This window comes from Streptomyces flavusporus (assembly GCF_046267975.1).
Taxonomy (GTDB): domain Bacteria; phylum Actinomycetota; class Actinomycetes; order Streptomycetales; family Streptomycetaceae; genus Streptomyces; species Streptomyces flavusporus.
Window position 1 is genome coordinate 9366332 of the sequence record NZ_CP176503.1, and the last position, 25463, is coordinate 9391794.

A 25463-nucleotide genomic window follows, 5' to 3' on the forward strand; every position below is an offset into this window, starting at 1 on the left:
GTTATGACATAACCCTGGCGATGAGCACGCAGGCGTCGTCCTCGCGTTCCGACTCGCCGAACTCCTCCACGACCGTCCGTACGCAGTCCTGCGCGGTGTGTGTCTCGGCGAAGCGCGGGGCCAGGTCGAGGAGGCGGTGCACGGCGGCCGTTCCGGGTGACTCCCCTCGCCCGGGCGCCAGCCCGTCGGTGTGCAGCAGGATCAGGTCGCCCGCCTCGAGGGTCTCCTCGGCCTCGCCGTAGGTGGCACCCGAGGTCGCGCCGAGTAGGACGCCGTCCGGCGTGTTCAGCCTGCGCCCCGTCCCGTTGCGGAACAGCAGCGGGGCGGGGTGTCCTGCCTGCGCCCAGACCAGGGTGCGGGTCTCGGGGCGGTAGCGGCAGCAGACGGCGCTGCCCAGGGCCGGCTGGACGGTGGTGTCCAGCAGCTGGTTGAGCCAGGCCATCAACTGGCCCGGCCGGGCGCCCGCCATCGCCATGCCGCGCAGCGCGCCGAGCAGCATCGCCATGCCCGATGTCACCGTGACTCCGTGTCCGGTGAGGTCGCCGACGCTCAGCAGCGTCTCGCCGCCCGGCAGTTCGAGTGCGTCGTACCAGTCGCCGCCCACCAGTGCGCTGGTCGACGACGGCAGATAGCGGGCGGCCAGGTCCAGGCTTCGCGGGCCCTGGTGCGGGAGCCGCAGGGTGCCACGCCACGGCGGTAGCACGGCCTCCTGCAACTCGACCGCAAGCCGGTGCTCGGTCTGTGCGCGGTGCCGGTGGCGCTGCAGCGAGTCACGGGTCTCGCTGACCGCCTGCTGGCTGCGGCGCAGTTCGCTGACGTCCCGCAGTACGGCCCACATCGAGGCGGTGCTGCCGTCAGTGTCGAGCACGGGCTCGCCCATCATGTGCACGGTCCGGACCTCGCAGTCCGGGCGCACGATCTGGAACTCGCCGTCGATGTGCTTGGCGTCGACCAGACAGTCCGTGACCATCGCCGTCAGCTTGGGCCGGTCCGCGTCGAGCACCAGCGAGGGCAGCTCGTCGAGGGTGAGCGGGGGAGCGGCGGGGTCGTGACCGAGGATCTCGTACAGCTCTGAGGACCAACTGGCTTCGTCGGTCAGCAGATTCCACTCCGCACTGCCGACCCGGCTGAGCAGCGAGCCGCGCCGCGGGGCGGCGGGCGGCTCCGCGGCGGCCGGTTCGGCGGTCGGGGGCGGGGGGCCGTCCCGCAGCTGTGCCAAGTGCTCGTCGAGGTCGTTGAGTTGGTGCAGGGCGAGATCGTAGAGCGCGCGCTGCCAGCGATCCTGCGGGTCCGATCCGTCGCTCTGCGCCTCCCGCCGTACGGCGTTCACGTCGCCCTTGAGCCGCCGCGTCTGCGATATCAGCGCGTCGACCGGGCCGTGTCCTGGCGGCTGGGCGGCGGGGTGGTCCGCAGAGAGGTGGGACGGCATGACGCTCTCCGATGAGGGGGACGGTACGACCAAGGCTGACGGAGGGACCGTTATGACTGTTGCACAGCCCGCGACGCCCTGTAAGGGATTTGGCAACACACGATACGGTGGTGCTTCCGGCATATGCCACCGTCTTCACGGAGTGGTTCCGGCGTAGGTGGGGCGTACGTCGCCGCATGGGGCAAGTCGTAGACCACGTACGCGACTTGACTGACCGTCCGACGTTTCCTGCCGCGACCATTCGCGCGTTCGATGCGCATGTGTTCGAGGTGGGTGAGCCTACCGGTCGACGCCCGCGTACAGCTCCGGGCGCGCGGCGAGCTCGACCGTCGTGCGGTGCCCGCTCTCCAGCGCCCGGACGCCGGCCTCGGCGACCGCGGAGGCGACGTAACCGTCCCAGGCGCCGGGGCCGGTGACCCGGCCCTGCCGGGTGGCGTCGACCCAGGCCTGCATCTCACGGTCATAGGCGTCCGCGAACCGCACCAGGTAGTCCTGCGGCACCTCCTCGCGGGCGCCGCCCTCCGCCGTGACGACCATGGTGTGCCCGTCGCCGATCCGGGCGCTGCCCGCCTCGCACACGGCCTCGCAGCGCACCTGGTAGCCGAAGCCGCAGTTGACGAAGACCTCCACGTCGACCAGGGTGCCGGCCGAGGTCTCGAACAGTACGAACTGCGGGTCGAGCAGGCCGGCGGGGGCGTACGCGGAGGACCTGGGGCGCAGCACGGTCACCGCCGTCACCTCCTGCCCGAGCAGCCAGCGCGCCGCGTCGATCTCGTGCGAGACGGAGCTGCTGACCAGCATCGCGCTGGTGAAGCCCGGCGGCGAGGAGACGTTGCGGTGGGTGCAGTGCAGCATCAGCGGACGCCCCAACCGGCCACTGTCCAGCAGGGACTTCAGCTGCCGGTACTCGGCGTCGTAGCGCCGCATGAACCCGGTCTGCGTCAGCCGCCGCCCGAGCCGCGCCTCCGCCTCCAGTACGCGCAGCGCACCGGCGGAGTCAGGGACCAGGGGCTTCTCGCACAGCACCGGAAGCCCGCGCGCGTAGGCCGCGAGCAGGGCCTCCTCGTGCGCCGGGTCGGGGGAGGCGATCAGCACGGCTGCGACGCCGGCGGCGTCCAGGGCGGCCTCCGCCTCCGCGTGCACCGAGACCCCCTCGATTCCGGCCGCCGCCTCCTTGGCTCGGGCGGTGTCGGGATCGGCCACGGCGGCGACCCTGGCGCCGCTCACCACCTGGTCGAGCCGCCGTATGTGGTCGGCTCCAATGTGTCCCGCGCCCAGTACCGCCACGCCCAGCAGGTCACCCACGTGCGCACTCCCTCGTCGCCGGCTGTCCCGGCGTAGCGTAAGGGGCGACGCACGGGTGCCGTCAGTAGCGCAGCACGCCGGCGATCCCGTTCGCGTCGCCCAGCGCGCCGTCGGGGACGAAGCGGACCTCGGCGCCGGTCTCCAGACACTGCTCGACGATCTCGTCCACGATGTCCTCGCGGGCGTCGAGGTCGTCGCTCGACGCGGGAATCAGGTGGGCGCCGTCGTCGCGCACGGTCACCCGGAAGTTCTCCTCGACGGCCAGCAGCCGCACCCGGGCCTGCCGGGCGTTCTGCCAGACCTCGTCGACACCGGCCGCGAACTCCTTGCGCCCACGGGCGGCTACGAGTTCCTTGGTCACGGCGTCGACCGTCCGCAGGGCCTCGGCATCGACCACCGGCCGCACGGCCTGCCAGACGGCGTCCGGGGTGGCGTGCGTGAGGCCGCCGTGCGGGACGTACACCGCGCGCCTGGCGACGTCGCCCACCTCGTCCAGACAGGACAGGGCGGCCTGCTCACCGGTCACGTACAGCGGGCGCGGGCTCTCGCGCAGCACCGCGCCCATCGCCGTGTCGACATCGCGCAGGAAGTGGCGGGTGCCCTCGTCGCGGTACGTGCTCGGTATGTCGCCGATCTGCTCCATCCGCTCGGGATCGAAGTTGTCGGCGCGCTTGGTCAGCGGAAAGCCGCCGGTGCGCTCCTCGGTGACGCGGCCGGCGCCGCCGTTCCAGAGGGTGGCGCGGTCGGCCGAGACCGACAGCACCCAGAACGGCCGCTCGGAGGCCTGTGCGGAGACCAGGTTGCGAGTGAGGAAGGTGTCCGAGAGCACCACGCGTTCGGGCACGGTGCGAGTGAGCGACCACACCTGGTGCTCACCCGGCGCGGCGTAGATCACCAGACCGTCGTCGGCATACGTCAGGTCGACCTCCGTGAGGGCCCGGTCGAGCTGCGCCACGACATCGGCGCGCCGCTCCCGGGTGACCGCGGGATCGGACTCCAGCTGCTTCTTGGCCTCGGCCACCACATTGCGCAGCCGGACCCGGTCCTGCTCGTGGTAGGGCTCGCGCCGGTGTGTCGGCGTCAGCACGGACACCGCCGGGTAGGGGCGCGGGCGGCGCAGCTCGGTGAGGGTCGTGGGACTGAGTGCGTGCTCCATGACAGAACCATAGGACCGATTTACGTATCGGGCATTTGGTGTGAGTGCGTCGTGCCGTGCGGCCCTCATTCGCCGTCCTCGGGGGCCTCGGGGCTCTCCGGGGCGCAGGAGCCGCCGCTCGCCGGCAGAGAGCCGTACAGCAGGAAGTCATCGACCTTGCGCTGCACGCAGGTGGACGACGAGTACCCGGTGTGGCCCTCGCCCTTGTTGTCGAGCACCACGGCCGACGGGCCCAGCCGTTTCGCCGTCTGCGTGGTCCAGCGGTACGGCGTCGCCGGGTCGCCGCGCGTGCCGACGAGCAGCATCCTGGGCGTGTCGACGTCCTTGACCTCGTTGCGGATGAAGTCGGTGCCCTTGGGGCGGCCGTAGCACATGAGTACCTGGGTGAGCCGGTGCCGGCCGAAGACCGGTGATGCCTCCTCGTACGCGGCGCGCAGCCGGCCGAGCTCTCGGGTGATCTGCCGGGCCGTGGGGCGATCGGGATCGTCCGCGCAGTTGATCGCCATGAGCGCCGCCGGGAGGTTGTCGAGGGGGACGTCCTCCTCGTCGGCCAGGCCGCCGTCGCCGGTCGGCGTGGTCTCCGGCCGCGGCTCCGGACTGCCGGGAGGAGCGAAGCCGCCGGTGGCGAAGGCCTCGACACCGTGCGTTTCGCCGTCCTCGACCAGCGAGGCGAGGGCACGCTCCAGCGACGGCCACAGGTTCCTGCTGTAGAGCCCCTGAGCGAGGGCGACCACCAGGTCCTGGCCGGTGAACTCGCCGCTGAACGCGCTCGGTACGGGATCCTCGTCCATGGAGCGGACGAGTCGCTCGACGTCCTGCCGCGCGCCGCGCGGGTCCTGTCCGAACGGGCAGGCGATGTCCTGCACGCACCAGTCGAGGAAGTCCTCCAGTGCGGTCTGCTGACCCTTGGCACCCGCCACACCCTGCTGGGTCAGCGGTTCGGTCAGCGTGTCCACCCCGTCCAGTGCCAGCCGCCCCACCTTGTCGGGGAACTGCGCCGCATACACCGCACCCAGGCGGGTTCCGTAGGAGAAACCCAGGTAGTTGAGCTTGTTGTCGCCGAGCGCGTCGCGTATGACGTCCAGGTCCCGCGAGGCGTTCACCGTGCCTATGTACGGGAGGACGGGCCCGGAGTGCTTGGCACACTCGTCGGCCGTCTTCTTCAACTGCCGGAGCACGGACTGCGGATCGCGCAGCGCCGCGTCGGTCTCCTGCAGGACGGCGGAGTCCTCGTGCAAGCCGTCGCCGCAGCTGACCGGGGAGGACCGGCCGACGCCGCGCGGGTCGAAGCTCACCACGTCGTAGCCGTCGGTCAGGCCCATGAAGTCTTTGACACTGTAGGCGAGTTCGGTGACGCCCGAGCCGCCCGGACCGCCGAAGTTCAGCACCACCGAGCCGCGCTTGTCGCCGGTCGCCCGGTGGCGGGCCAGGGCCAGTTCGAGCGTTCCCTTGCCGGGGCGTGCGTAGTCGAGGGGCACGGTGACCTTTCCGCACTGCAGGTCCGTGGGCGTCTCCGCGCCGTCGCACGCCGTCCAGGCGATCTTCTGGCGGTAGAACCGGGTCAGATCGGGCTGGGCGCGGTCCTCGGCAGTCGTCGCCGGCAGCCCGGCGCCCAGCAGCGCCAGGCCGACCGTGCCGGCGAGCGTCCAGCGCCGGACCGTGTGCCGCGGTGACAGCTTGGCCAGCATCGATGCCTCCAGGGGCGCCCCGTTGCGGACGGGTGAACGGCACCCTCGCTCACGATAGGCGGATGCCGGAGGGCACGCCTCCGGGCGAGCGGGACCGGCCGGAGTGCCGTACCCTGCGCCGCCTCGGTTCCGGGCCGGAGGCGAAGGGGGCTTCGGACGGTTTTACTGCTAGTTCGACAACCCTGCCACTCGATGGGGTGAAAGGCAGATAAGCCATAACTCGGATGGTTCGCCTGCGTTTTATCCGGTGCGGGCGAGCGCCCGCGACCAAGTCTGGAAGGCAGGGAACCTATGAGACGGGTTACCCGAAACGGTGTGATCGCCGTCGCTGCCGCCTCGGGCGCGATGGCCGTGACGCTGCCGGCGCACGCCGACTCCGGGGCGCACGGCGCCACGGTCGGCTCGCCCGGCCTGATCGCCGGCAACACCGTTCAGCTCCCGGTACACGCGCCGGTGAACGTGTGCGGGAACACGGTGAACGTGGTGGGCCTCCTCAACCCCGCCGCGGGCAACCGCTGCGCCAACGACGACGGCGCGGACGAGCAGCGCCCGGCGCGCGGGGAAACAGAGAGTGGCGGTGCGAACGCGGAGAGCAGCGCAAACGATTCGCCGGGAGTGCTCTCCGGCAACGGCGTGCAGCTGCCGGTCGACCTCCCGGTCAACGTCAGCGGCAACACCGTGAACGTCGTCGGCGTCGGCAACTCGGCCGTCGGCAACGAGTCCGTGAACACGCCCGGCGACCGCCCGGCCCGCCCGGCGCCCGAGCCGAGGCCGTCCACCCCGCCCAAGGCGCACCCGGCACCGAAGCCGGCGCCGTACGCCCCACCGCCCACCACGGCCCTCGCCGAGACGGGAGCGGACGCGACCCTGCCCGCCGCCGTCGGAGCCGCGGCACTGGTCCTGGGCGGGGCGGTGCTGTATCGGCGCTCCCGCGTCCAAGGGGGGCGCTGACCGGGACGTTCTCGTCCCACGCCCGGTCCGTGAGCCCGCAGACGCAACGCCGGCTCACGGACCGGCGCGATGCTCAGCGCCGATGGAACCGCCGGTGCAGCGCCTGCACCTCGTCGGCCAGCTCCGGTACCGGGCCGTCCACCAGCACACCGGGCGCGACCTCGTTCACCGGCAGCGTCCGTACCGGAGGCGCCGGTGCGCCCAACTCGTCGAGCCAGGAGGCGAGTTGCTCCGAGGACGTCACGTACACGATGCGGCCGAGGCCCACCCAGGCGTGGGCGGCCGCGCACATCGGGCAGTGCTCGCCGGACGTGTACACGGTCGCGGCCGCCCGCTGCTCCGGCGTCATACGGGCCGCCGCCCAGCGCGCCAGCTCGAACTCCGGGTGGCGGGTGCGGTCACCGGAGGCCACCCGGTTGTGGTCCTCGGCGAGCACGGCACCGTCCGCGCCGACCAGCACCGACCCGAACGGCTCGTCCCCGGCCTCGAGCGCCTCCGCCGCCAGCTCCACACAGCGACGCAGATACGGCAGCTCGGCGTCCTCCACCATGACGTACGGCCCTCCTTCCGGCGTACGGCCATCATGCCGACATGATCGCCGGCTTGCAGCCTACGTTCGCCCGCGGGGCCCGACCGCCGGCGTCCGCACCCGTGGTCCGGGCAGGGATGAGCCTCCTCCGGGTCAGCGACGTGCCCGTGCCCGGTCCAGTGCGGCGACGCCCAGTGCGGCGAGGCCGATCTGGATGAGCCACTCGACCCAGTCGACGCCGTCGGTGTCGGCGACGTCGAGGGCGCCGGCGATCGCCGTGCCGACGAGTGCGGCCGCGATGCCGACGAGGATCGTCCACAGGATTCCTATGCGCTGGCGGCCTGGTACGACGAGCCGCCCCAGCACGCCGATGATGATGCCGATGACGATGGCACTGATGATGCTCGAGATTTCCATCTCCGCCCCTCTTGTCGGGACCCCGCTGCTCTCCATGTGCCCGCCGGAGACGAAGCCACTCCGCTCCGTTCGCACCGCGCTGAGCTGCGGTGCGGTGCGGTGACCGCCCGACGTTGACATGCAGGTAATTGCCTGCATAACGTTGAGTGTGCGATCAGAGGGCGACTCGGGGATGGACAGGGTCTTCAAGGCGTTGGCCGACGACACCCGCAGACGGCTGCTGGACCGGCTGCACGAGCAGAACGGGCAGACGCTGGGAGAGCTCTGCGAGCGCATCGACATGGCACGCCAGTCGGTGACGCAGCATCTGGCCGTCCTGGAGGCCGCCAACCTGGTCAGCACGGTGCGGCGGGGGCGGCAGAAGCTGCACTACCTCAACCCGGTCCCGCTCCACGAGATCCAGGAGCGGTGGATCGACAAGTTCGAGCGCCCGCGCCTCGGCGCGCTCGGTGCCGTGAAGCGACGAGCCGAGGGAGCCATGACCGACAAGCCCACATTCGTGTACGTCACGTACATCCAGAGCACGCCCGAGAAGGTCTGGGACGCGCTCACCGACGCCGACCTCACCGCCGCCTACTGGGGCCACAGCAACGTCTCCGACTGGCAGCCGGGATCACGCTGGGAGCACGTCCGTACGGACGGCTCCGGCATCGCCGACGTGGTCGGCACCGTCACCGAGAGCGAGCGTCCGACCCGCCTGGTCACCACCTGGGCCGCGCCCGAGGACGAATCCGACGCGGACAAACACTCCCGCGTCACCTTCGACATCCAGCCGCACGGCGACATCGTCCGACTCACCGTCACCCACGAGAACCTCGCCGACGAGGCCGAGCGCGCCGACGCGGCGTCCGGCTGGGCGGCCGTGCTGTCCAACCTCAAGTCCCTCCTGGAGACCGGCAGCCCGCTGCCCGAGGAGCCGTGGCTGGTGCCGAACCGCTGAGCGGACGGGGGAACGGCCGGTCCGCCACGCCGCGAACCGGCCGTTCCGTTTCTCCCTTTCCGACGTTGTCTACGGCCTGGGGGCGCTCCTCGCCGCCGTACCGGCGCACACGAGTCCCAGGATCACGGCCAGGGCCCCGATGACGACGTTGCTCGACACGACGCCGGCGTCCGGGCTCTCGCCGACGATCCACGGCGAGATGATCATCCATACGCCCAGCGCGCACATGGCCCAGCTGAGGCCGTACATGCGTTCGGGGGCCCTGGTGAACCCGAGAGCCAGCAGGGCGATCGCGATCCCGACGATCAGATTGTGGGTCACGAGCGCGGGCTGGCTGGTGGTGAAGTGAAGTATCCACGGGGATGCGGCGCAGTACAGACCGAGCAGGAACACCGGTCCGTCCACGAGCGCCACATCACGACCGCCGAGCATACGGGCGTACCGTGCCCGCATTTCGGATGCATCAGGGTGGCTGGTTATGTCACCTCTGGTGGGCGAGACGTTGGCCATGACTCGTCTCCTTTGACTGTGCAGGCCTGACCGCGTCTGGTGCGGTATGCGGTAAGCGCCGTGTAGGTTTATTTTGCGCTTATTCAGCCTTTATGTGTAGAGGTCAGAGGGCCGCCCCGGCTGCCCCGCTTGGCGGCGGTCCGGATGCCGGATCCGGAGATGTCCATACGCTGATCTTGTGACCACAGCACACGACAGGCAGCGGCAGGCGGCGCTACTACGGAAGCCGTCGGCGGGCCCCGCGCGCATCGACCCGCACACCATCGCCGTGCAGCTGCGGCGGATGAGCATCGGGATCAACCGTCTGGTCCACCACTTCGCGGGCGACAACGGCCTGCGCTCCACCGACGTCCAGGCGCTGGCGGCGATCCTGGACGCCGACGAGCCGATGACCCCGGGCGGCTGCGCAGACACCTCGGGCTCACCTCAGGTGCCGTCAGCGCGTGCGTGGAGCGGCTGGAGCGGGCCGGGCGCATTCGCCGGGTCCGGCACAGCAGCGACCGCCGAGGGGTCCATCTGCACTACGCGGCCGACGCCCGCTCGCATGCCCGGTCCTACCTGCGCCCGCTCGCCGAGGCGACGCCGGCCGCCCGAACCCGTTTCGGCGAGGCCGAACTCGCGGTGGCGCTGCGCTTTCTCGCGGCGATGAACGAGGAGCTGTCCTTGAAGAAATCCTCCGGGAGGTGAGGAAGCGTCCGGCCTCGTCACCCTCGTCGACAGCCGGTGGCGTGGAGCCCGCCCGTCTGCACATGGGCGCGCGGATCCGGGGCAGGCGAACCGTACGGGAGTTGTTCCTTCAAGAACTTCACGATGAACAACCGGATGTGCCAGCCGGATGAACCAATTGGGAGGTGCCTGCCGCTATGGGCGCGAAGGTGTTGGAGCGGTTTCCGGCGGGGGCTCCGCGCGGATCGTGGCCGGCCGAGGAGTACGCGGCGGCGCTGCGCGCCGAGGGTGAGCCCGCGACGGTCGTGATGGACCTGAAGTCGGACGCGTTCCTCGTGGTGGTGCCGGCCGGCGAGGAAGACTGAACGCTCCCATTCGCGCGGGGGCGAGCAGGCCGAACTCGCCCACCTCACCCCGCGCGGCCGTGAGTACTGGCGGCGTGTCGACCAGGCGGTCCGCGCGGACTGGCCGTCACTCGGGGACGGCGACGAGGAACTGCTGCGCGCCCTGTTGGACCGCCTGGCCTCCACGCTGGACCGGACGGCGTCCCGCGTGTGACGGAGACGTCACGGCACGTAGTCGGGCGACCTCAGGGCAGCCGCTGAGCTGAGCGCACGGGCGCCGCACCTTGCCTACCCTGGAGATGTGGCTCGGGCCAATGACGAGGTCGCCGCGCTGTTCGCCGAGTACGCGGACCTGATCTCGATCACCGGAGGAGACGCGTTCAAGGCACGCGTCTACGAGAAGGCCGCGCGCTCGATCGGCGGCTACCACGCCGATGTCTCCACGCTCGACGCCAAGGGCCTCAAGGAGATCCCCAACGTCGGCAAGTCGATCGCGGAGAAGGTCGTCGAGTACCTCCGTACCGGCCGCGTCTCCGCGGTCGAGGAACTGCGCGCGAAGATCCCCGCCGGGGTCCGGCGGCTGACGGCCATCCCCACACTCGGCCCGAAGAAGGCCCTGGCGCTCTACGAGGAGCTGGGCATCTCCTCCGTCGAGGAACTGACCGACGCCATCCACGAGGAGCGGCTGCGGGACCTCAAAGGCTTCGGCCCCAGGACGGAGGAGAGGATCCTGCACGGCATCGCGCTCCTGCAGTCCTCCGGGGACCGGGTGCTGATCGACGCCGCCATGGACGTCGCCGAAGGCGTCGTCGAGGAGTTGTCCCGGGTGACCGGCTGCCGGCGGTGCACCTACGCCGGCTCGCTGCGCCGCCTCCGCGAGACCATCGGCGACGTCGACATCCTCACCGCGGCCGAGGACTCGGGGCCGCTGATGCGGACGTTCACCGAGCTGCCGTACGTCATGGAGGTCATCGCGCAGGGCACGACCAAGACGTCCATCCGCACCACCAAGGGCCTCGCCGTCGACCTGCGCGTCGTACCCCCGGACTCCTGGGGCGCGGCGCTCCAGTACTTCACCGGCTCCAAAGCGCACAACATCCGCACCCGCGAACTGGCCGTGCACCAGGGACTCAAGCTCTCCGAGTACGGACTGTTCGACGTCGAGAGCGGGGAGAAGATCGTCTCCGAGACGGAGGAGGACGTGTACGCCCGGCTCGGCCTGCCCTGGATCCCGCCGACCCTCCGAGAGGACCGCGGCGAGATCGAGGCCGGGCTGAAAGGCGAACTCCCTGATCTGATCGAGGAGTCGGACATCCGGGGCGACCTGCACACCCACACCGACCTCACCGACGGCCTGGCCCCGCTGGAGGAAATGGTCGCCGCGGCAGCCGAACGCGGCCACGCCTACTACGCGATCACCGACCACGCGCCCAACCTCTACATGCAGCGGATGACCGACGAGCGGATGCTGGCCCAGCGCGAGCGCGTACGGGAGCTCGACGGCGAGTACGGCCGGCGCGGCAAACGCCGCGGCATGCGGCTGCTGCACGGCGTGGAGCTGAACATCGACCCCGACGGCGGCGTGGACTGGCCGGACGACTTCCTGGCCGGATTCGACCTGTGCGTGGCCTCGGTGCACTCGCACTTCAACCAGGAACGCGAGGCGCTCACCCGTCGGTTCGTCCGCGCCTGCGAGAACCCGTACATCAACATCATCGGCCACCCCACCACCCGCATCATCGGCAAGCGGCCCGGCATCGACGCCGACCTCGACGCGGTCTTCGCCGCCTGCGCACGCACCGGCACGGCACTGGAGATCAACTCGCATCCCGACCGGCTCGACCTGAGCGACGAGCACATCCTGTGGGCCAAGCGGCACGGGGTGAAGTTCGCCATCGACACCGACGCCCACTCCGTCCTCCACCTGGCCCACCTCCGCTACGGCGTGGGCACGGCGCAACGTGGGTGGCTCACCAAGGACGACGTGATCAACACCTGGCCCCAGGCGCGACTGCAACGGTTCCTGCGCAAGGGCCGGACGGCGTGACCAACACGTCCCTGATCTGATCGGACGTCAACTCCTCTGATTTCCCGGACTCCTTGACTGGTCTACACCCTTGACTGGTACAGACCAACGCGGTTGAGTGTGGTCCACACCCCCCACCACGGCCGCCCCCACGCCGTGGCCGGTATCACCGGCATGTGCGCACGAGGGTCGGCTCCGCCCTGCCCTCGACCGGGAGCGGCCGTGTACCGCAAAGGAGTTGACCCTGTGTCGAGGCGCCGTATCTCCGCAGTCCTGAGCTCACTCGCCCTCGCGGGCACCGCCCTCGCCCTCCAGCCGGCACCGACCGCGTCCGCCGCCGGATTCGTCGTCAGCGAGGCGCAGTTCAACCAGATGTTCCCGAACCGGAATTCCTTCTACACCTACAGCGGCCTCACCGCGGCCCTGAGTGCGTACCCCGCCTTCGCGAACACGGGCAGCGACACGGTGAAGAAGCAGGAGGCCGCCGCCTTCCTCGCCAACGTCAGTCACGAGACCGGCGGTCTGGTGCACATCGTGGAGCAGAACCAGGCCAACTACCCGCACTACTGCGACTGGAGCCAGTCGTACGGCTGCCCCGCCGGCCAGGCCGCCTACTACGGCCGCGGTCCCATCCAGCTCAGCTGGAACTTCAACTACAAGGCCGCGGGCGACGCGCTCGGCCTGAACCTGCTGAACGACCCCTGGATGGTGCAGAACAACGCCTCCGTCGCCTGGAAGACGGGCCTGTGGTACTGGAACACCCAGACCGGCCCCGGCACCATGACCGGCCACAACGCCATGGTCAACCAGGCGGGCTTCGGCCAGACGATCCGCAGCATCAACGGCGCCCTGGAATGCGACGGCAAGAACCCCGCGCAGGTACAGAGCCGCGTGTCCAACTACCAGCGGTTCGCGCAGATTCTCGGGGTTTCACCGGGCGGCAACCTCTATTGCTGACGCGCATGGTGTCATGCACCTGATTGCTCGTGGCTGCTGCGTCTTGACGCTCGTTGGGTAGGGTCATGACTGATCATTGTCACTGAGGAGGGGGCGCCGAGGATGAGCGGCATGGTGACGGCAGTCAGCAGCAACGGCGAGTACTCGTTCACCAAGCCGAACCGGGACAGCATCACGCTGCTCGCCGGGCTCGGTGTGGAGGGAGATGTGCATGCCGGCGTGACGGTCAAGCACCGCTCGCGGGTCGCACAGGATCCCACCCAGCCGAACCTTCGCCAGGTCCACCTCATCCATGAAGAGCTCTTCGCCGAGGTCGGTGCAGAGGGATTCAAGGTGGTGCCCGGCGACCTCGGCGAGAACATCACCACCCGCGGCATTGATCTGCTCGGCCTGCCGGTCGGCACGCTGCTGCGCATCGGTGAGGAGGCAGTGCTGGAAGTGACCGGCCTGCGCAACCCGTGCCTGCAGATCGACACCTTCCAGGACGGGCTGCTCAAGCAGGTTGTCGGCCGCGATGAAGCGGGGAACATCGTGCGCAAGGCCGGGATCATGAGCATCGTGAAGGAGGGCGGCGCGGTGCGCCCGGGCGACACGATCAAGGTGGAGCTCCCCAGCGGGCCGCACCGGCCCCTGGAGCGGGTCTGACCTCTCCGCCGCCTTCTGCGGCCTCTCGCGCCGGCGTAGAGCGCGCCGGCGTAGAGCGCGCCGGCGTAGAGCGCGCCGGCGTAGAGGGGGACGCCATCCTGTCCCACATCCCGTACCGGCACGGCCGGAACTGCACGGGGGATCAGTGATCGCCATGCCCGGCACGCCAGTGGCCGGCCCGTCGGTGCACCCCGGGTCGCAGGCGTAGAACCTCGGTCCCGGCGGCGACTGGCGCCCGTCGAGTTTTACGTATAACCTCTCCGGTCGATCGCATGTCCCGAAAGGCCCCGATGAGACGCATCGCCCTGGTCACCCTCGTCGTCGACGACTACGACGAGGCGATCCGCTTCTACACCGAGGCCCTCGGTTTCCGGCTCGTCGAGGACGTGCCGCGCCCGGACGGCTCCCGCTGGGTCGTCGTCGCACCCGGGGCGGAGGGGACCGGCACCGCCCTGCTGCTGGCCCGCGTCAAGGGCGAGGCGCAGCGCGACCGGGTCGGTGACCAGACCGGCGGGCGCGTCGGCTTCTTCCTGCACACCGACGACTTCGCCCGCGATCATGCCCGCATGCTCGCGGCGGGCGTGACCTTCCTGGAGCAGCCGCGACACGAGCCGTACGGCACGGTCGCCGTCTTCCAGGACCTGTACGGCAACCGCTGGGATCTGCTCCAGCCTGCCGACTGACCTGCGCCTCCGCCCCCAGGGCGCCCCCTTCGAACCTCCCGCCGAGGAAAGACCCGCCATGACTGCTACGCGCGTAGATACAGACGCCATCCGCCGACTCCCCAAGGCCGTGCTGCACGACCACCTCGACGGCGGTCTGCGCCCCGCCACCGTCGTGGAGCTCGCGGACGCGGTCGGCCACACCCTGCCCGCCACCGACCCCGACGCGCTCGCCGCCTGGTACTACGACGCCGCGAACTCCGGCGACCTGGTCCGCTACATCGCCACCTTCGAGCACACCCTCGCCGTGATGCAGACCCGCGAGGGCCTGCTGCGCACCGCCGAGGAGTACGTCCTCGACCTCGCCGCGGACGGCGTCGTCTACGGCGAGGTGCGCTACGCACCCGAGCTGATGCTCAAGGGCGGGCTGACCCTGCCCGAGGTGGTCGAGACCGTGCAGGAGGGGCTGGCGGCGGGCATGGCCAAGGCGGCCGCCGCCGGGACGCCGGTCCGGGTGGGCACGTTGCTGTGCGGTATGCGGATGTTCGACCGCAGCCGGGAGATCGCCGACCTGGTGGTCGCCTTCCGGGACGCCGGTGTCGTCGGCTTCGACATCGCGGGCGCCGAGGACGGCTTCCCGCCCGCCGACCACCTCGCCGCCTTCGAGCACCTGCGCCGCGAGAACGTGCCGTTCACCATCCACGCCGGTGAGGCGCACGGTCTGCCCAGCATCCACCAGGCCCTCCAGGTGTGCGGCGCCCAGCGCATCGGCCACGGCGTCCGCATCACCGACGACATCCCCGACCTCGCGGCCGGCAAGCTCGGCCGCCTCGCCGGCTGGGTCCGCGACCGCCGGATCGCGCTGGAGATGTGCCCCACCTCCAACCTGCAGACCGGTGCCGCCACCTCCATCGCCGAGCACCCGATCACCGCGCTGAAGGACCTCGGCTTCCGCGTCACCCTCAACACCGACAACCGGCTCGTGTCGGGCACCACGATGACCCGGGAGATGTCCCTGCTGGTCGAGCAGGCGGGCTGGACGGTCGAGGACCTGCGCACGGTCACCGTGAACGCCGTCAAGAGCGCCTTCATCCCCTTCGATGAGCGGGGCGCCCTGATACGGGATGTCGTCCTGCCGGGCTACCCGGCCTGAAGCAGCCCCCGCACATAGGCGGCCTGTCCGACGTGCTGGAGATCGTCGGACAGGACGCTCACCAGCCGTACGCCGAGGCTGACCGGCGGGTCCCAGCGCTCGTCCACGATGCGTTCGAGGTCCTTTGCGGTCAGCCCGCGCACGAAGTCGAGCGTCTGCTCGTGCACGGCGTCGTAGTACCCGGTCAGCAGGTCACCGGAGTCGACCCGCACCTCGGCGACCTTCGCAGAGCTGTGCCCGTACCCCGTGTCGTCGCGTGGCAGGCCGAGCCCGAAGCGCTTGTCCCAGCCCTGGGCCGGCCAGACCTGGTCGAGCCCCGAGGCGTCGGCGATGTGGTCGTCCTGGACACGGGTGAGGTGCCAGACCAGCCACGCGATCGAGTTGGCGCGGGCGGAGGGGCGGGCGTTGAGGTCGTCGGCGCTCAGACCGTCGACGACGGCGTGGACTTCTTCCTGGATGCGGCTGTATCCGTCGCTGAGGATGTCCTTGGCATGCATACGTCCCACCATCACCCATCGGCGGCGTTCATGCCTCCAGCAGCGCCATCAGGGCTCGGGCCGCCGGGCTCGTGACCTGCGGGGGCGGGAGGAGGGCGACCGTCTCGTAGAGCGCCTCGCCGGTGCCCTTGAGGGGGAGGGCCGTGAGCGACTCCCGCTTGTACCGGAAGTGGTGCGGCACGACGGCGACGCCCAGGTTCTCGTCCAGCAGGTCGAGGAGGCTGTGCACCTCGTTCACCTCCAGCGCCACGGTCCGCCGCACGCCCGCCGCGGTGAAGGCGGCGTCGGTGATGCGACGCGGCCCCCAGTCGGGATGGAAGTCGACGAACACCTCGCCCCCCAGCTCCTCCGGAGTGACGGCCGCGCCGGCTGTGGCCAGCCGGTGGGTCGGATGGCACAGGACGGTCATCGGCTCGCTGGTCAGCGGTACGGAACGCAGCTGGTCGGAGTCGGGCTGGGTACGGACCGCGAACGCCAGGTCCAGCCGCCCCGCGTCGACCTCCTCCGCCAGCGCTCCGGAACCCGCCTGGCGCAACCGGATCTCCACGTCCGGGTGACGCCGCCGGAACGCGGCGAGCAGCCCGGCGACATCCACCCCGGCGATGCACTGCTCGGTGCCCAGCGCGAGCGTGCCGCGCAGCACGCCCTGCACGGCGGCCACGGCCTCGTGTGCCGAGCGCACCTGTGCCAGGATGCGTTCCGCCTCGCCGAGCAGCGCACGGCCCGCCTCCGTGAGCGTCACCCGCCGGGTCGTCCGCACGAACAGCGGGGTCTGCAACTCCCGCTCCAGCGCCCGGATCGAGGCGGACAGCCCCGACTGGGACACCATCAGCCGTTCCGCGGCCCGGGTGAAGTGCTGGTCCTCGGCGACCGCGACGAAGTGCTGGAGGTGGCGCAGTTCCATGATTGAGAAGCGTACTCGCTGAATTCCATCGGACTCTTCTGTTGGACTGCTGCCCGTGGGCCGAGAAGGATGGAGACCGGTTTTTTTCCGGAACCGTTTCCTCGTGGGCCAACCCCTCTGGAGTCGCGTTGTACACCGCACACCCCGACCGCTACGCGGACATGCCCTATCGGCGCACCGGACGCAGCGGCCTGAAACTCCCCGCGCTGTCGCTCGGACTGTGGCACAACTTCGGCCCGGACCGGCCGGTCGAGACCCAGCGGGCCATCCTGCGGCGCGCCTTCGACCTCGGCGTCACCCACTTCGACCTGGCCAACAACTACGGCCCGCCGCCCGGCGCGGCCGAGTCCGCCCTCGGCGAGGCGCTGCGCGCCGACTTCGCGCCGTACCGGGACGAGCTGGTCATCTCGACCAAGGCCGGCCATCTGATGTGGCCCGGCCCGTACGGCGAGTGGGGCTCCCGCAAGTACCTGCTGTCCTCGCTGGACCAGAGCCTGAAGCGGATGGGCCTGGACTACGTCGACATCTTCTACTCGCACCGCCCCGACCCCGCGACTCCGCTGGAGGAGACGATGGGCGCGCTGCACTCGGCCGTCCAGCAGGGCAAGGCGCTCTACGTCGGCGTCTCGAACTACTCCCCGGAGCAGACCCGGGAAGCCGCCCGGATCCTGGGCGAGCTGGGCACCCCGCTGCTGATCCACCAGCCGCGTTACTCGATGCTCGACCGGCGCCCCGAGGAGGGGCTCCTGGACGCGCTGGACGAGCTGCAGGTCGGCTCCATCGCCTACTCGCCGCTGGAGCAGGGCCTGCTGACCGCCCGCTACCTCGACGGCATCCCGGAGGACTCGCGGGCCGCGAGCGACAGCCCGTTCCTGAACTCCGACGCGGTGACCGAGGAGCTCGTGGGCCGGCTGCGCACCCTGGACGACATCGCCAAGTCCCGCGGTCAGTCCCTCGCCCAGATGGCGCTGGCCTGGGTCCTGCGTGGCGGCCGGGTCACCTCCGCGCTGGTCGGCGCGAGCAGCCCGCGCCAGCTGGAGGACAGCGTCTCCGCGATCCGCAACCTCGACTTCGACGCGGACGAACTGGCCGGAATCGACGCCGCCGTCAAGGCCTGACCCATCGATCCGGTGCCCGGAGGTGACCCACCGCCTCCGGGCACCGGCTTGCCGTGACGGAATGACGGAATGACGGATTTTCGGAAAGGGGGCCCGTCGATGGTCCCGCGGATCTTGGCCAGTCCGCGGGTGCCGAAACAGGCGACGGATTCGCGCCAGGCGAGATGTGTCCAGCTGCCTTTGATCGGCTGCTCGCGCAGGACTGCGGTGAATTCCGCATCCACGTTTCCGGTGGTTCCCCGCTCGCGGTGATCTCACTGCCTCCCCGCTGGGGACCTCGTAAACGGGAAAACTCGTCGAGGCCACCCGTTCGGCCCCGCTGCAGCCGAAGATCGGGCCCTGCGGCCTGCCCTCCCTCACCTGTCGCATTCCGGCCAATACGCGCGGTGAATATGCCAAGAGACTGGCCGGAAAGGCATGGTGACAGTGGTTCAAGAGTGAAGATACTCGAACGTCAGGGACAGTTTCACAGCACAGAGCCGCACCGAAAGCGAGGCGCCACCGGCAAGCGAGCAACGCAACGGGGGAGGCGGACGTGCACGACGAATTCCTGTGCCATGTCACGGCGTACGGCACCTGCGGCGGCCGGCGCATCGGCGTACCGCTCGGCACCTACCGGGCCCCCACCCTCGCCCTCGCGCTGTGGTGGCTGCGGGACCGCGCCACCTGGATCGCCGAGCGGCTGGACCCGCAGCCCGGCGACGGGCCCTACCCGCCGCACGCGCTCGTCCCGGTCGGCGACGGCGTGGCCGATGTGCCCGCCGTGCTCCGCGCCTGGTGCGCGGACGTGCGTCGGCAGGAGCTGGTCGCCGAGGAGTTGGCGGCCGGGCGGCTGGTCAGGATCGCCACCAGTGACGACACCACGGAGTACGAACTGCTCGCCGAGTCCGTCGACGCCCTGCGGATGCAGCGCACGATTCCGGCGCTGGTCGTACCCGTCGCCTGATACGTGCCCATGGCTGCGCGGACGACGCTTTAACAGCGCACATATGGACGAATCGGTAGAATTTCCGCCATGGTGGAGCAGCCGGTCGCGTCGACAGCGCCCGAACTCGTCCTCGAAACCGAGACGGGCTCCACCGTGATGACCCCCGTCCGCGACTACCGCGTCGGACGCGACCCGCTGAGCGACATAGTCCTCGACGACGACCGGGTCTCCTGGCACCACGCGGTGCTGCGGCCCAATGGCGGCCACTGGACCCTGAAGGACGAGCACAGCACCAACGGCACCTACGCCGACGGCCGCCGCATCGACGCATGGGACGTCGGCCCCGGCAGCGTCATCCGCTTCGGCAACCCCACCGACGGCCCGCGCGCCGTCCTCGTCGGCCTCGCCGACCCGGCCCCGGAGCGCCCGTCGGCGGTTTCCCGCCCCGCCCTCACCCACATCTTCCGGGAGCCCGCCAGCGTACGGCCGCTGCCCCGTCGGACCGTCCGCATCGGCCGCGACGAGGACAACGACCTGGTCGTCGACGACCTGCTCGTCTCGCGCCGGCACGCCGAGCTGCGCGCGCACACCGACGGGACGTACGAGATCGTCGACCTCGGCAGCCACAACGGCACGTACCTCAATGGGCTGCAGGTCACCGCCGCCCTCATCAACCCCGGCGACATCGTCGGCATCGGCCACTCGGACTTCTGCCTCGTCGGCGACCAGCTGCAGGAATACGTCGACACCGGCGAGATCTCCCTCGACGTACAGGACCTCACCGTCGCCGTCGACCGGGGCAGCAAGACGCTCCTCGACGACGTGTCGTTCCCGGTGGGGGAGAAGTGCCTGCTCGCGGTCGTCGGCCCGAGCGGCGCGGGAAAGTCCACGCTGTTGAACGCCCTGACCGGACAGCGCCCCGCCGACCACGGCACGGTCCTGTACGACGGACGCGACCTGTACCACGACTACGCAGAGCTGCGGCAGCGCATCGGACTCGTCCCGCAGGACGACATCCTGCACGCCCAGCTGACCGTCCGCAGCGCCCTGACCTATGCCGCCGAGCTGCGCTTCCCGCAGGACACCGCCAGGGCCGAGCGCCTCGCGCGCGTCGAGGAGGTGATCCGCGAACTGGGTCTGGAACAGCGCGCGGACCAGTCCGTGCACAGCCTCTCCGGAGGCCAGCGCAAACGGGTCAGCGTGGCGCTGGAGCTGCTGACCAAGCCCTCGCTGCTCTTCCTCGACGAGCCGACCTCCGGCCTCGACCCCGGTATGGACCGCTCGGTGATGCACATGCTGCGCGGCCTCGCCGACGACGGCCGGACCGTCATCGTCGTCACGCACAGCGTCCTCAGCCTCGATGTCTGCGACCGGCTGCTCGTCCTCGCGCCGGGCGGCAAGGTGGCCTACTTCGGCCCGCCCGGCGACGCCCTCGCCTTCTTCGGCTTCACCCAGTGGCCGGAGGCCTTCGAGGCGTTCGACCGGGACCGGGACCGGGACTGGGCGGGGGAGTACCGCGTCTCGCCCTTCCACCGGCAGTACATCGCCGACGCGACCGCGCAGCCGCGCCTGCCCCGCGAGGGCCCGGTCATCGTCGGCCCGCCGCCCAGGCCGCGCCACTGGGGCGCCCAAGTCATCACGCTGGTCCGCCGCTACACGGCCGCGCTCAGCGCCGACCGCACCTTCCTCCTCGTCATGATCGCCCTGCCCTTCGTCATGGGCGGCATGGCCCGCGCCCTGGCGGGCAGTGAGCTGACCCGGCGGTCGGCGATGAACGCACTGCTCATCCTCTGCGTCGGCGGCGTGCTCACCGGTGCGGCCAACGCCGTGCGCGAGATCGTCAAGGAACGTGTGATCTACCAGCGTGAGCGGGCCGTCGGGCTGTCCAGATCGGCGTACCTGATGTCCAAGGTGGTCGTGCTCGGCACGGTCACCGTGCTGCAGGCCGTCGTGCTGACCCTGGTCGGCCTGCTCGGCGTCGATCTCAACGCACCGGGCGGACGGGGCGTGGTGATGCCGCCCCTTGTGGAGATCACCATCGCCGTCGCCCTGCTGGCTTTCACGGCGATGATGCTCGGTCTGGTGGTCTCCGCGCTGGTGCGCAAGGAGGAGGTGACGATGCCGCTGCTCGTGCTGCTCGCCCTCGTCCAGGTCGTCTTCTGCGGTGCCCTGCTGCAGCTGGAGGGTGTGCCAGGACTGGAGCAGGTGGCCTGGCTGGTGCCCGCGCGGTGGGCGTTCGGCGCGATGGCCGCCACCATCGACCTGGCCCGCGTCTCGCCCGGCGAGCTGACCGGTGATCCCCTGTTCGAGCATGCGGTCGGAGTGTGGCTGCTCGACATCGGCATGCTCGTCGTCCTGTCGGTGGTGTTCGGCTACGTGGTGTCCCGGCTGCTGCGCCGCCGCGAGCCCGTCGTGATGCGGAAGTAGGTCCCGGCCATGGCGAGCCCCGGGTTCCGGCCCACCCACGTCGTCCCCCGGCACGGGATGCCCGCCTGGGAGTCGCCCGACCCCGCCCGGCCCACCGTGCCCCTCGATCCGCTGCCGCCGGTCCAGCTGGTCGAGCGGCGCGGCGACCGGGGGCGGATCCTGCGCCAACGGCTGCTCCGCCTGGGTCGACGGCCGTTATCTGGTCGCCGTACCCGAGGACCCGCCCACCGAGCACGAACCGCTCGCCACCACCGCCGACCCCCGGCCACTGCTCGCCCGCGCGGAGCGGGCACTCGCCCGCTACCGGGCGGCCGTCGAGGACCTGGCAACCGGCGGACTCGACGGCGAGTCCTTCGTCACGGCCCTGCGCACCGCCCTGGCCGGTGTCAGGAACGGCGCCCACCCGCCGACCGGGGTCGACCTGAGGGTCCCCCCGAAGCCGCCACCGCGCTGGGCCGAGCCCGTCGTCGGTCGCGACCACCCGGCGAGGGAACCTTCATTGCCAGCCGACCTGTCCTCAGGGCGGACGACGGGAAGGTGACGACGGGGCCTGGGCGGTCGCACCCCGCCGCCGCACCCTTGTGGCCGGCAGCGCGCCCAGGAAGCCGGTCACCAGACCCCACAGCACGGCCAGGCCCAGCGCCGTCCAGATCCGGGGCCGCAGAAACAGTTCTCCCGCGAGAAAGCCGCCCAGGTCGCCGATGCCGAGCACGGACAGGCCATACGACGCGAAGATCCGGCCGACCAGACAGATCATCAGCACCGTGAGGGCCAGCGCGACCGCCATGTGCACGGCGTGCCGCCAGGCCCGCAGCCGGGCCGGAGAACGCGCCGCCATCACGAACGCGGCCGCCGGCACCAGCACCCCGTCGGCCACCACCAGCCACCACACCCGGCCGTCGTGCTCGGCGAGCGTGCCCACATCGAGCACGGCGACGTCCGAGGAGCGCAGCACCTCGTCGAGGACGTGCGGCATCGGCAGCTCGAACGGCCCCTCCACGCGGCCGTCCCAGGTGGCGCCCAGGCCGATCGTGAACGCGAGCCACACCAGGTTCGGCAGACCCAGCAGGATCACGGCGAACGTCTCGGCCGGGTGCCCGCGCGTCGCCGCGACGACCAGGCCGATGACGACGCCGAGCACGACGTACGTGAGGAGGAGGGCGACCATGGCGTACGCGGCCGGGCGCACCGACTCCCGGAACCGCAGCAGCCTGCCCGGCAGCGGAGCTCCGGGCGCCACCAGCAGTGCCAGCACCAGCACGCCGGCCAGCCACAGCAGCCCGAAGACCAGCGTCACCGGCACGTCCGTGGTGAAGCCCACCTCGGGCGAGATGCCGAACAGATCGGTGATGTCGCTGATCGCGTCCTCGCCGAGGGCGACGGTGAACGTCTGCCGGGCCCCGAGGGCCAGTCCGAGCAGCGCGAGCAGCCACAGGACGGCGATTCTGGCGGCCCACCCGCCCAGCTCCCCGGCACCGGCCACCGCCCGGTGCCGCAGCGGTCGCAGGAATCCCACGGCGACCACCAGGGCCCCGGCGAGCGTCACCGACAGCGGAATCACGGTCAGCCCCGCCTCGGTCTCGGCGAGGCCCCCGACGTCGCCCGACAGTTCGACGGCGCCGCCCACCGCCGTGACGACGGTCGCGGCAACCACCCGCGGGAACGCGCCGTCCGGGAGATCGGCGGCCCCCGCCGCCCACAGGCCCAGCGTGGCGGTGATCCCCATGGCGATCATTCCCGCCAGTACGACGGCGACGGCCTGCACCCAGCCGTGGCGGGCGGCGGCCTGCTCGGAGGGGATGCGCGGGCTCACCTTGTCACGCTAAGCAGCACCGGCACCGGGCGCGCGCCGGGAGGTCCGTCCGCGTCGTCGGCCACGCCGAGTCCGGCGACCGGGTCGCCGCCGCCGAACGCCGTACGGGGCGTGGCCGGCGGCGCCCCCCGGGCTCTACGGCGGCACCCGCAACGTCGCCACCTGCGACGTGGAGCAGCAGATCAGGTTCCTCCAGGCGGACGCCGCCATCGGCGCCACCAAGAAGGCCCTGACCGAGATGGGCCGCAAGCACGGCCGGGATGCGCGTCTGGTGCATCCCGCGCACACCACCATGGACTGCGCAGCCTGCGGAGCGAGAACCAAGCACGCACTGCCGCTGTCGGAACGTACCTACACCTGCACCGCGTGCGGAGCCGTCTCCCCCAGGGACAAGAACTCCGCCCGCGTGATGCTCGTCCGGGCTGGTCTCGACCCGGCTGGTGCCGAGGGCGTAAGACCTCCCGGACGGTTGGTCCGGCAGGCAGCCTGAGCCAGGAATCCCCTCCCCCTGCAGGGAGGGGAGGATTCAAGGACAGTGCTCCCGAGGCGCCCGCTCCCGCTCCGGCAGTGTGACGCGTCCTGCACTATGGACTGCGGCGCCCGGCTCGGGGTACGAGGACTGGTGCAGCAACGTCCGGCACGGCCGGCTTCGGAGAGAGACACGCATGATCGAGTACCGGGACGGGTCCGTCGTACCGACTGGTTTCGACGTGCCCGTGGAACCGCTGCGGCGGGCGGCGCACTACACGGGCGAGCCGGGATGCATCGCCGAGGCACGCTCCCTCGCCGCACTCTTCCTCGAGCAGCTCAGGACCGAGTGGTGCGCCGAGATCGGCTCCCGCGCCGAACAGTCGGTGCTCCTCGTCGTCAGCGAGCTCGTGACCAACGCGGACCGGCACAGCAACGGTCCGTACATCCTGGAGCTGGAGGGCACGGACAGCTCCATGACGGTGTGCGTCTGCGACAGCAGCGCCGCACTGCCCCTGCGGTTTCCCCGCGATCCCGCACGGGTCGGCAGGCACGGCCTGGAGATAGTCCACGCGCTGGCGACGAAGGTGACCGTCGAGCGGGTGCCGGTCGGCAAGCGGGTGAGCGCCGTCGTCGAGCTGAGCGGCTGAGCGAGCCCGTGGACGCGATGTCGTGACGCCGCGGTCAGGCGCAGTCGAGCTCCCCGAGCATGCCCCGCCGCAGCCGTACGATGATCCGCTTGAGCAGCCGGGAGACATGCATCTGCGAGCAGCCGAGCTGCTCGCCGATCTCGGCCTGGGTGGCCTCCTCCACAAACCTCAGGTGCAGGATCCGACGGTCGCGTTCGTCCAGCTCGGCCATGAGCGGGGCGAGTGACTGGAAGTCCTCGACCAGCCGCAGCCCGTGCTCCTCGACGCCGATGTAGTCGGCGAGCACTGCCTCGCCGTGCTCGGGTCCGCCGCCGGTGAGCGCGGCGTCCAGCGACGCGGAGTTGTAGCCGTTGGCGGCGAACTGACCCTCCACCACCTCGTCCTCGGAGATGTTCATCAGCGTGGCGAGCTCCGCCACCGTCGGTTCGCGGTCCAGACGGCTGGAGAGCTCCTCACGCGCCTTGGCCAGTTCCACACGCAGCTCCTGCAGACGGCGTGGGACGTGCACCGCCCATGTCGTGTCGCGGAAGAACCGCTTGATCTCGCCCATGATGTACGGCAGCGCGAACGACGTGAACTCGACCTCGCGGGCCGGGTCGAACCGGTCGATGGCCTTGATCAGGCCGATCATCCCGGTCTGGACGATGTCCTCCATGTCGTCCCCGCGGTTGCGGAACCGCCCGGCGGCGAACCGCACCAGCGAGATGTTCATCTCGATCAGCGTGTTGCGCGCGTACTGGTAAGCGTGCGTGCCCTCCTCGAGCGCCGCCATCCGCTCGAAGAACTGGCGGGACAACTCGCGCGCGTCGCGCGGAGCCACGGTCCTGGGGTCCACGATCACGGCGGTGTCCATTGCCTCTCCCACGAAAGTCATGGTGCGACGTCTGCCTCTTCGGGCGGGTACCCGGGGCGTAGCGGGTCATGCGCCGTCAATTGCGGGCTCGGGTCGCGGAGATGAGCTCGTGGAGGTATCGCTTGGTGACGCTGCCGCCGTGATACGTGTCGATCAACTCCCGGATGCACACGAGCAGGCCGTGCCGAGCGCGGTCGTCGAGTGCGCGGTGGCCCGAGTAGGTGAGCAGCACATCGATGTACTGGTCGGCGGAGTACGCGGTCGGCCGGGCCCAGGCCTGTCACCCGGGCCAAGTCCTCGACCAGGGCGTCGGGATACCGCGGCCGTGCCCTGTCGTACAGCTCCGCGGCCTCGTTGAACGTGTCCCGCAGCACGGCACCGCATCCCTTCCCCTCGGATCCTCGACCAGTCTCTCCCAGGCGGGCAC

General features: G+C 70.7%; 24 protein-coding genes and 4 pseudogenes. 15 read left to right on the forward strand and 13 right to left on the reverse strand.

Annotated features, from left to right (window positions below):
* Window position 1: 1 nt before the first annotated feature.
* From ACKTSN_RS44140 to ACKTSN_RS44155, 4 genes are all read right to left on the reverse strand, one after another.
* Window positions 2–1429, reverse strand: a complete 1428-nt coding sequence (locus ACKTSN_RS44140; RefSeq protein ID WP_409474192.1) for a PP2C family protein-serine/threonine phosphatase — start codon at window positions 1427–1429, stop codon at window positions 2–4.
* Between the two features lie 279 nt (window positions 1430–1708).
* Window positions 1709–2734, reverse strand: a complete 1026-nt coding sequence (locus ACKTSN_RS44145; RefSeq protein WP_409474193.1) for a Gfo/Idh/MocA family protein — start codon at window positions 2732–2734, stop codon at window positions 1709–1711.
* Window positions 2735–2795: 61 nt separating this feature from the next.
* Complete coding sequence (locus ACKTSN_RS44150; RefSeq protein WP_409474194.1) at window positions 2796–3890, reverse strand: chemotaxis protein; 1095 nt, start codon at window positions 3888–3890, stop codon at window positions 2796–2798.
* A gap of 65 nt (window positions 3891–3955) precedes the next feature.
* Window positions 3956–5578, reverse strand: a complete 1623-nt coding sequence (locus ACKTSN_RS44155; RefSeq protein WP_409474195.1) for an alpha/beta hydrolase — start codon at window positions 5576–5578, stop codon at window positions 3956–3958.
* Between the two features lie 291 nt (window positions 5579–5869).
* On the opposite strand from ACKTSN_RS44155, the gene ACKTSN_RS44160 reads away from it, so the two are divergent.
* Window positions 5870–6529, forward strand: coding sequence for a chaplin (locus ACKTSN_RS44160; protein WP_409474196.1), 660 nt, complete (start codon window positions 5870–5872; stop codon window positions 6527–6529).
* 73 nt (window positions 6530–6602) lie between these two features.
* Here the strand turns inward: ACKTSN_RS44160 and ACKTSN_RS44165 are convergent, their stop codons facing one another.
* Together ACKTSN_RS44165 and ACKTSN_RS44170 are read right to left on the reverse strand one after the other, a co-directional pair.
* Window positions 6603–7079: a nucleoside deaminase gene (locus ACKTSN_RS44165; RefSeq protein WP_409474197.1), complete on the reverse strand. Its 477-nt coding sequence runs from the start codon at window positions 7077–7079 to the stop codon at window positions 6603–6605.
* A 132-nt stretch (window positions 7080–7211) separates the two neighbouring features.
* Window positions 7212–7475 carry a GlsB/YeaQ/YmgE family stress response membrane protein gene (locus ACKTSN_RS44170; RefSeq protein ID WP_409474198.1) on the reverse strand — a complete coding sequence of 88 codons (264 nt, stop codon included), beginning with the start codon at window positions 7473–7475 and terminating at the stop codon, window positions 7212–7214.
* A 172-nt stretch (window positions 7476–7647) separates the two neighbouring features.
* Between ACKTSN_RS44170 and ACKTSN_RS44175 the strand changes: the two genes are divergently transcribed.
* Window positions 7648–8415, forward strand: a complete 768-nt coding sequence (locus tag ACKTSN_RS44175) for an ArsR/SmtB family transcription factor (RefSeq protein WP_409474199.1) — start codon at window positions 7648–7650, stop codon at window positions 8413–8415.
* 69 nt (window positions 8416–8484) lie between these two features.
* Here ACKTSN_RS44175 and ACKTSN_RS44180 read toward each other — a convergent pair whose 3' ends face one another.
* Entirely contained in the window at window positions 8485–8925 is a 441-nt protein-coding gene (locus ACKTSN_RS44180; protein ID WP_385269561.1) for an SPW repeat protein, read from the reverse strand.
* Between the two features lie 178 nt (window positions 8926–9103).
* Here ACKTSN_RS44180 and ACKTSN_RS44185 point away from each other — a divergent pair.
* The 7 genes and pseudogenes from ACKTSN_RS44185 to ACKTSN_RS44215 all read left to right on the forward strand — a co-directional run bounded on the left by ACKTSN_RS44185 (window position 9104) and on the right by ACKTSN_RS44215 (window position 15378).
* Window positions 9104–9612 (forward strand): annotated as a pseudogene (locus ACKTSN_RS44185) (MarR family winged helix-turn-helix transcriptional regulator).
* Between the two features lie 176 nt (window positions 9613–9788).
* A complete protein-coding gene (locus tag ACKTSN_RS44190) occupies window positions 9789–9956 on the forward strand; it encodes a hypothetical protein (protein ID WP_224735432.1) in 168 nt (55 codons plus the stop codon).
* 280 nt (window positions 9957–10236) lie between these two features.
* On the forward strand, window positions 10237–11982 hold the full coding sequence (polX, locus tag ACKTSN_RS44195) for a DNA polymerase/3'-5' exonuclease PolX (RefSeq protein ID WP_409474200.1): 1746 nt from the start codon (window positions 10237–10239) through the stop codon (window positions 11980–11982).
* A 225-nt stretch (window positions 11983–12207) separates the two neighbouring features.
* Complete coding sequence (locus ACKTSN_RS44200; RefSeq protein WP_409474201.1) at window positions 12208–12918, forward strand: chitinase; 711 nt, start codon at window positions 12208–12210, stop codon at window positions 12916–12918.
* A 102-nt stretch (window positions 12919–13020) separates the two neighbouring features.
* On the forward strand, window positions 13021–13563 hold the full coding sequence (locus ACKTSN_RS44205; RefSeq protein ID WP_409474202.1) for an MOSC domain-containing protein: 543 nt from the start codon (window positions 13021–13023) through the stop codon (window positions 13561–13563).
* A gap of 290 nt (window positions 13564–13853) precedes the next feature.
* Window positions 13854–14246 (forward strand): VOC family protein, encoded by a 393-nt coding sequence (locus ACKTSN_RS44210; RefSeq protein ID WP_409475076.1) that lies wholly within the window; start codon window positions 13854–13856, stop codon window positions 14244–14246.
* 58 nt (window positions 14247–14304) lie between these two features.
* Window positions 14305–15378: an adenosine deaminase gene (locus ACKTSN_RS44215; RefSeq protein WP_409474203.1), complete on the forward strand. Its 1074-nt coding sequence runs from the start codon at window positions 14305–14307 to the stop codon at window positions 15376–15378.
* On the opposite strand, the gene ACKTSN_RS44220 is transcribed toward ACKTSN_RS44215, so the two are convergent.
* Together ACKTSN_RS44220 and ACKTSN_RS44225 are read right to left on the reverse strand one after the other, a co-directional pair.
* On the reverse strand, window positions 15366–15875 hold the full coding sequence (locus tag ACKTSN_RS44220; RefSeq protein ID WP_409474204.1) for a mycothiol transferase: 510 nt from the start codon (window positions 15873–15875) through the stop codon (window positions 15366–15368). The genes ACKTSN_RS44215 and ACKTSN_RS44220 overlap by 13 nt on opposite strands.
* A gap of 28 nt (window positions 15876–15903) precedes the next feature.
* Window positions 15904–16779: a LysR substrate-binding domain-containing protein gene (locus tag ACKTSN_RS44225; RefSeq protein WP_409474205.1), complete on the reverse strand. Its 876-nt coding sequence runs from the start codon at window positions 16777–16779 to the stop codon at window positions 15904–15906.
* A gap of 128 nt (window positions 16780–16907) precedes the next feature.
* Between ACKTSN_RS44225 and mgrA the strand changes: the two genes are divergently transcribed.
* Window positions 16908–17897, forward strand: a complete 990-nt coding sequence (mgrA, locus tag ACKTSN_RS44230) for an L-glyceraldehyde 3-phosphate reductase (RefSeq protein ID WP_409474206.1) — start codon at window positions 16908–16910, stop codon at window positions 17895–17897.
* A gap of 74 nt (window positions 17898–17971) precedes the next feature.
* Here the strand turns inward: mgrA and ACKTSN_RS44235 are convergent.
* Window positions 17972–18121 (reverse strand): annotated as a pseudogene (locus ACKTSN_RS44235) (DUF1905 domain-containing protein); the annotation flags it as partial.
* 311 nt (window positions 18122–18432) lie between these two features.
* On the opposite strand from ACKTSN_RS44235, the gene ACKTSN_RS44240 reads away from it, so the two are divergent.
* From ACKTSN_RS44240 to ACKTSN_RS44250, 3 genes and pseudogenes are all read left to right on the forward strand, one after another.
* On the forward strand, window positions 18433–18843 hold the full coding sequence (locus ACKTSN_RS44240) for a hypothetical protein (protein ID WP_224735942.1): 411 nt from the start codon (window positions 18433–18435) through the stop codon (window positions 18841–18843).
* A gap of 69 nt (window positions 18844–18912) precedes the next feature.
* Window positions 18913–21252, forward strand: a complete 2340-nt coding sequence (locus ACKTSN_RS44245; protein ID WP_409474207.1) for an FHA domain-containing protein — start codon at window positions 18913–18915, stop codon at window positions 21250–21252.
* Between the two features lie 9 nt (window positions 21253–21261).
* Window positions 21262–21640, forward strand: a pseudogene (locus ACKTSN_RS44250) (hypothetical protein); the annotation flags it as partial.
* Between the two features lie 129 nt (window positions 21641–21769).
* Here ACKTSN_RS44250 and ACKTSN_RS44255 read toward each other — a convergent pair.
* Window positions 21770–23065, reverse strand: coding sequence for a streptophobe family protein (locus ACKTSN_RS44255; RefSeq protein WP_409474208.1), 1296 nt, complete (start codon window positions 23063–23065; stop codon window positions 21770–21772).
* 196 nt (window positions 23066–23261) lie between these two features.
* Between ACKTSN_RS44255 and ACKTSN_RS44260 the strand changes: the two are divergent.
* Together ACKTSN_RS44260 and ACKTSN_RS44265 are read left to right on the forward strand one after the other, a co-directional pair.
* Window positions 23262–23555: pseudogene (locus tag ACKTSN_RS44260) on the forward strand (zinc ribbon domain-containing protein); the annotation flags it as partial.
* Window positions 23556–23730: 175 nt separating this feature from the next.
* A complete protein-coding gene (locus ACKTSN_RS44265) occupies window positions 23731–24183 on the forward strand; it encodes an ATP-binding protein (protein WP_224738638.1) in 453 nt (150 codons plus the stop codon).
* Window positions 24184–24217: 34 nt separating this feature from the next.
* Here the strand turns inward: ACKTSN_RS44265 and ACKTSN_RS44270 are convergent, their stop codons facing one another.
* Window positions 24218–25057 carry an RNA polymerase sigma factor SigF gene (locus ACKTSN_RS44270; protein WP_409474209.1) on the reverse strand — a complete coding sequence of 280 codons (840 nt, stop codon included), beginning with the start codon at window positions 25055–25057 and terminating at the stop codon, window positions 24218–24220.
* Between the two features lie 55 nt (window positions 25058–25112).
* Window positions 25113–25268 (reverse strand): hypothetical protein, encoded by a 156-nt coding sequence (locus tag ACKTSN_RS44275; protein ID WP_409474210.1) that lies wholly within the window; start codon window positions 25266–25268, stop codon window positions 25113–25115.
* Between the last annotated feature and the right edge of the window lie 195 nt (window positions 25269–25463).

Bases quoted from the DNA above. Each gene is read 5' to 3' on its own strand.
- ACKTSN_RS44140 (WP_409474192.1), bottom strand. From the start codon at position 1,429: ATGCCGTCCCACCTCTCTGCGGACCACCCCGCCGCCCAGCCGCCAGGA.
- ACKTSN_RS44150 (WP_409474194.1), bottom strand. From the start codon at position 3,890: ATGGAGCACGCACTCAGTCCCACGACCCTCACCGAGCTGCGCCGCCCG.
- ACKTSN_RS44155 (WP_409474195.1), bottom strand. From the start codon at position 5,578: ATGCTGGCCAAGCTGTCACCGCGGCACACGGTCCGGCGCTGGACGCTC.
- ACKTSN_RS44160 (WP_409474196.1), top strand. From the start codon at position 5,870: ATGAGACGGGTTACCCGAAACGGTGTGATCGCCGTCGCTGCCGCCTCG.
- ACKTSN_RS44165 (WP_409474197.1), bottom strand. From the start codon at position 7,079: ATGGTGGAGGACGCCGAGCTGCCGTATCTGCGTCGCTGTGTGGAGCTG.
- ACKTSN_RS44170 (WP_409474198.1), bottom strand. From the start codon at position 7,475: ATGGAAATCTCGAGCATCATCAGTGCCATCGTCATCGGCATCATCATC.
- ACKTSN_RS44175 (WP_409474199.1), top strand. From the start codon at position 7,648: ATGGACAGGGTCTTCAAGGCGTTGGCCGACGACACCCGCAGACGGCTG.
- ACKTSN_RS44180 (WP_385269561.1), bottom strand. From the start codon at position 8,925: ATGGCCAACGTCTCGCCCACCAGAGGTGACATAACCAGCCACCCTGAT.
- ACKTSN_RS44190 (WP_224735432.1), top strand. From the start codon at position 9,789: ATGGGCGCGAAGGTGTTGGAGCGGTTTCCGGCGGGGGCTCCGCGCGGA.
- ACKTSN_RS44205 (WP_409474202.1), top strand. From the start codon at position 13,021: ATGAGCGGCATGGTGACGGCAGTCAGCAGCAACGGCGAGTACTCGTTC.
- ACKTSN_RS44210 (WP_409475076.1), top strand. From the start codon at position 13,854: ATGAGACGCATCGCCCTGGTCACCCTCGTCGTCGACGACTACGACGAG.
- ACKTSN_RS44215 (WP_409474203.1), top strand. From the start codon at position 14,305: ATGACTGCTACGCGCGTAGATACAGACGCCATCCGCCGACTCCCCAAG.
- ACKTSN_RS44220 (WP_409474204.1), bottom strand. From the start codon at position 15,875: ATGCATGCCAAGGACATCCTCAGCGACGGATACAGCCGCATCCAGGAA.
- ACKTSN_RS44225 (WP_409474205.1), bottom strand. From the start codon at position 16,779: ATGGAACTGCGCCACCTCCAGCACTTCGTCGCGGTCGCCGAGGACCAG.
- ACKTSN_RS44245 (WP_409474207.1), top strand. From the start codon at position 18,913: ATGGTGGAGCAGCCGGTCGCGTCGACAGCGCCCGAACTCGTCCTCGAA.
- ACKTSN_RS44265 (WP_224738638.1), top strand. From the start codon at position 23,731: ATGATCGAGTACCGGGACGGGTCCGTCGTACCGACTGGTTTCGACGTG.
- ACKTSN_RS44270 (WP_409474209.1), bottom strand. From the start codon at position 25,057: ATGACTTTCGTGGGAGAGGCAATGGACACCGCCGTGATCGTGGACCCC.